This is a genomic window from Cupriavidus pauculus (genome assembly GCF_008801835.1).
Taxonomy (GTDB): domain Bacteria; phylum Pseudomonadota; class Gammaproteobacteria; order Burkholderiales; family Burkholderiaceae; genus Cupriavidus; species Cupriavidus pauculus.
This window is the reverse complement of record NZ_VZOW01000082.1, coordinates 1-2,364: the sequence shown is the minus strand read 5'-3', so window position 1 is coordinate 2,364 and position 2,364 is coordinate 1. Positions and strand designations below refer to the sequence as shown.

Annotated in this window: 2 protein-coding genes and 1 pseudogene; 1 reads left to right on the top strand and 2 read right to left on the bottom strand. The window is 66.2% G+C overall.

What is annotated here, in order from left to right:
• Together F7R19_RS29435 and surE are read right to left on the bottom strand one after the other, a co-directional pair.
• Positions 1-192 (bottom strand): annotated as a pseudogene (locus tag F7R19_RS29435) (protein-L-isoaspartate(D-aspartate) O-methyltransferase); the annotation flags it as partial.
• Between the two features lie 133 nt (positions 193-325).
• Positions 326-1,078 carry a 5'/3'-nucleotidase SurE gene (surE, locus tag F7R19_RS29430; protein ID WP_150982959.1) on the bottom strand — a complete coding sequence of 251 codons (753 nt, stop codon included), beginning with the start codon at positions 1,076-1,078 and terminating at the stop codon, positions 326-328.
• Between the two features lie 229 nt (positions 1,079-1,307).
• Here surE and F7R19_RS29425 point away from each other — a divergent pair, with 229 nt between their 5' ends.
• The gene (locus F7R19_RS29425; protein ID WP_150982958.1) at positions 1,308-2,282 is read left to right on the top strand and encodes an NADPH:quinone oxidoreductase family protein; all 975 of its coding nucleotides are present in this window, start codon (positions 1,308-1,310) and stop codon (positions 2,280-2,282) included.
• Positions 2,283-2,364: the final 82 nt, after the last annotated feature.

Sequence of the window (2,364 nt, the reverse complement as noted above, 5' to 3'; positions counted from 1 at the left end):
CACCGCGCTGCCGGGCGCAGGCGGCGCCAGTGGCGGAGCGGCAGGCTTGCGCGGCTTGACCGTGGCCGGCGCCGGCGCGGCCGCGCGCTTGCCCACCGCCGGCAATCCAGCGGTGCGTGCAGGCGCGGGCTTGCGTTCGACCACCGCATCGAGCGGCAGCGGAAAGCGGGATCGGCGCGGCGTGGAACTCATTTCGGTTGCGACGCAAGAACAGGATGAAAAATCAGGCAAGACACGGCGAGACTGCAGACTTCAGCGCGGCGGCGCACATGGCGCGTATAGCAGACGCGAAAGAACGGCCGAAACGCGCCCGACGATGACACGCTCACCCCAACCACTGCGCAATCTGCTCAAGTTGGCCGCGGTGGGTCAGATCCAGTTGCAGCGGGGTCAGCGAGACATAGCCGTTGGCCGTCGCATGGAAATCGGTGCCCTCGCTGGCGTCGCGCGCGTCACCAGCGGGCCCGATCCAGTAATTCGTCTCGCCGCGCGGATTGACTTGCGTGATGACCGGTTGGGACGGATGGCGCTTGCCCAGCCGCGTGGCACGATGTCCGCGCAAATGCTCGTATGGCAAGTTTGGAATGTTCACGTTCAGCAGGAACGGCTCGACTGGCGGTTGTGCGATCACGCGCTCGACGATCTCGCGGGCGACGCGCGCCGCTGCATCGACATGTTCCCAACCCTTGTCGACTTGCGAGAATGCAATGGACGGAATGCCGAACAGATACCCTTCGATGGCCGCGGCTACCGTGCCCGAATAGAGCACGTCCTCGCCCATGTTCTGTCCCTGGTTGATGCCCGAGACCACCAGGTCGGGCCGGTCTTCGAGCAGGCCGGTCAAGGCCACGTGCACGCAGTCCGTCGGCGTGCCGTTAATAAAGCGGAAACCTTTCTGCACACCTTCGCGCGCCTCGAAGACCGACAGCGGCCGTTGCAGCGTCAGCGAATTGGACGCGCCGCTGTGATTCTGTTCGGGGGCGATCACCGTCACGCGCGCCAGGGGCGCGAGTGCCGCATGCAGGACGGCCAGCCCTGGCGCGAGATAGCCGTCATCGTTGGCAAGAAGGATATGCATGGCCGCGATTGTACCTGAGCAAGGCGTCGCTGGCGGCACCGCGCATGCACCGCAAACGGGACAAACGCCCGCCCCTGCGACACGGCCATGCGGCGCCCGAATGGGCGACATGCAGCGATTTTTTCGACAGAACGACCGTGCTTTTCTTGCGCTACACTTGCCCGCAGCCTGCAGGCCTGCCGCGTACATGACAGCTGCACGACATGACCCCATCACAACTGGAGACAAGATGAAAGCCGTACTGTGTAAAGCCTGGGGACCGCCCGACTCGCTATCGCTGGAAACGCTTCCCGACCTGACGCCGGGCGACGGCGAAGTGGTCATCGACGTGAAGGCCGCCGGCGTGAATTTCCCGGATGTGCTCATCATCCAGAACAAGTACCAGGCCAAGCCGGAGTTGCCCTTCTCGCCAGGTTCGGAGCTTGCGGGGGTGGTCAACGCGGTCGGCGCGGGTGTCACGCACGTCAAGCCCGGCGACAAGGTCATCGCCTACCTGGGCAATGGCGCCTTCGCCACGCAGGCCAAGGCGCCGGCGAAAGCGGTGGTGCCGATGCCGCCCGGCATCGACTTCGACGTGGCCGCCGCGTTCACGCTGACCTACGGCACCTCGCACCACGCCGTGGTCGACCGGGGCGAACTGAAAGCCGGGGAAACCATGCTGGTGCTGGGCGCGGCCGGTGGCGTCGGGCTGGCCGCCATCGAGATTGGCAAGGCGATCGGTGCGCGCGTGATTGCCGCGGCGTCGACCGACGAAAAGCTCGCGGTTTGCAAGGAGCATGGCGCGGACGCCGTGATCAACTACACCACCGAAGACCTGCGCGAACGTATCAAGGCGCTGACCGACGGCAAGGGCCCCGATGTCATCTACGATCCGGTCGGCGGCATCTACGCCGAGCCGGCATTCCGCTCGATCGCCTGGCGCGGCCGCTATCTGGTGGTGGGCTTCGCCAATGGCGAGATTCCAAAGATTCCGCTGAATCTGGCGCTGCTCAAGGGGGCGTCGCTGGTGGGCGTGTTCTGGGGCGATTTCGCGCGGCGGGAGCCCAAGGCCAACCAGGCCAACATGGCGCAGATGCTCGGCTGGATGAAGGAAGGCAAGATCCGCCCGCATATCTCGGCTCGATATCCGCTGGAACAGGCGCCCCAGGCGCTCAAGGACATGGAAGCGCGCAAGGTGACCGGCAAGATCGTGATCACGCCGTAACCGTCGCGCCAACGACCGCGGCGCGGCCCGCCCCGCCGCGGGCCGCGCCGCGCTTGCGCCCCGCCCGATCGCCCGGGCCGGC

What these genes read in the sequence shown, in the direction of transcription:
- surE (WP_150982959.1), bottom strand. Translation starts at nt 1,078, where the DNA reads ATGCATATCCTTCTTGCCAACGATGACGGCTATCTCGCGCCAGGGCTG.
- F7R19_RS29425 (WP_150982958.1), top strand. Translation starts at nt 1,308, where the DNA reads ATGAAAGCCGTACTGTGTAAAGCCTGGGGACCGCCCGACTCGCTATCG.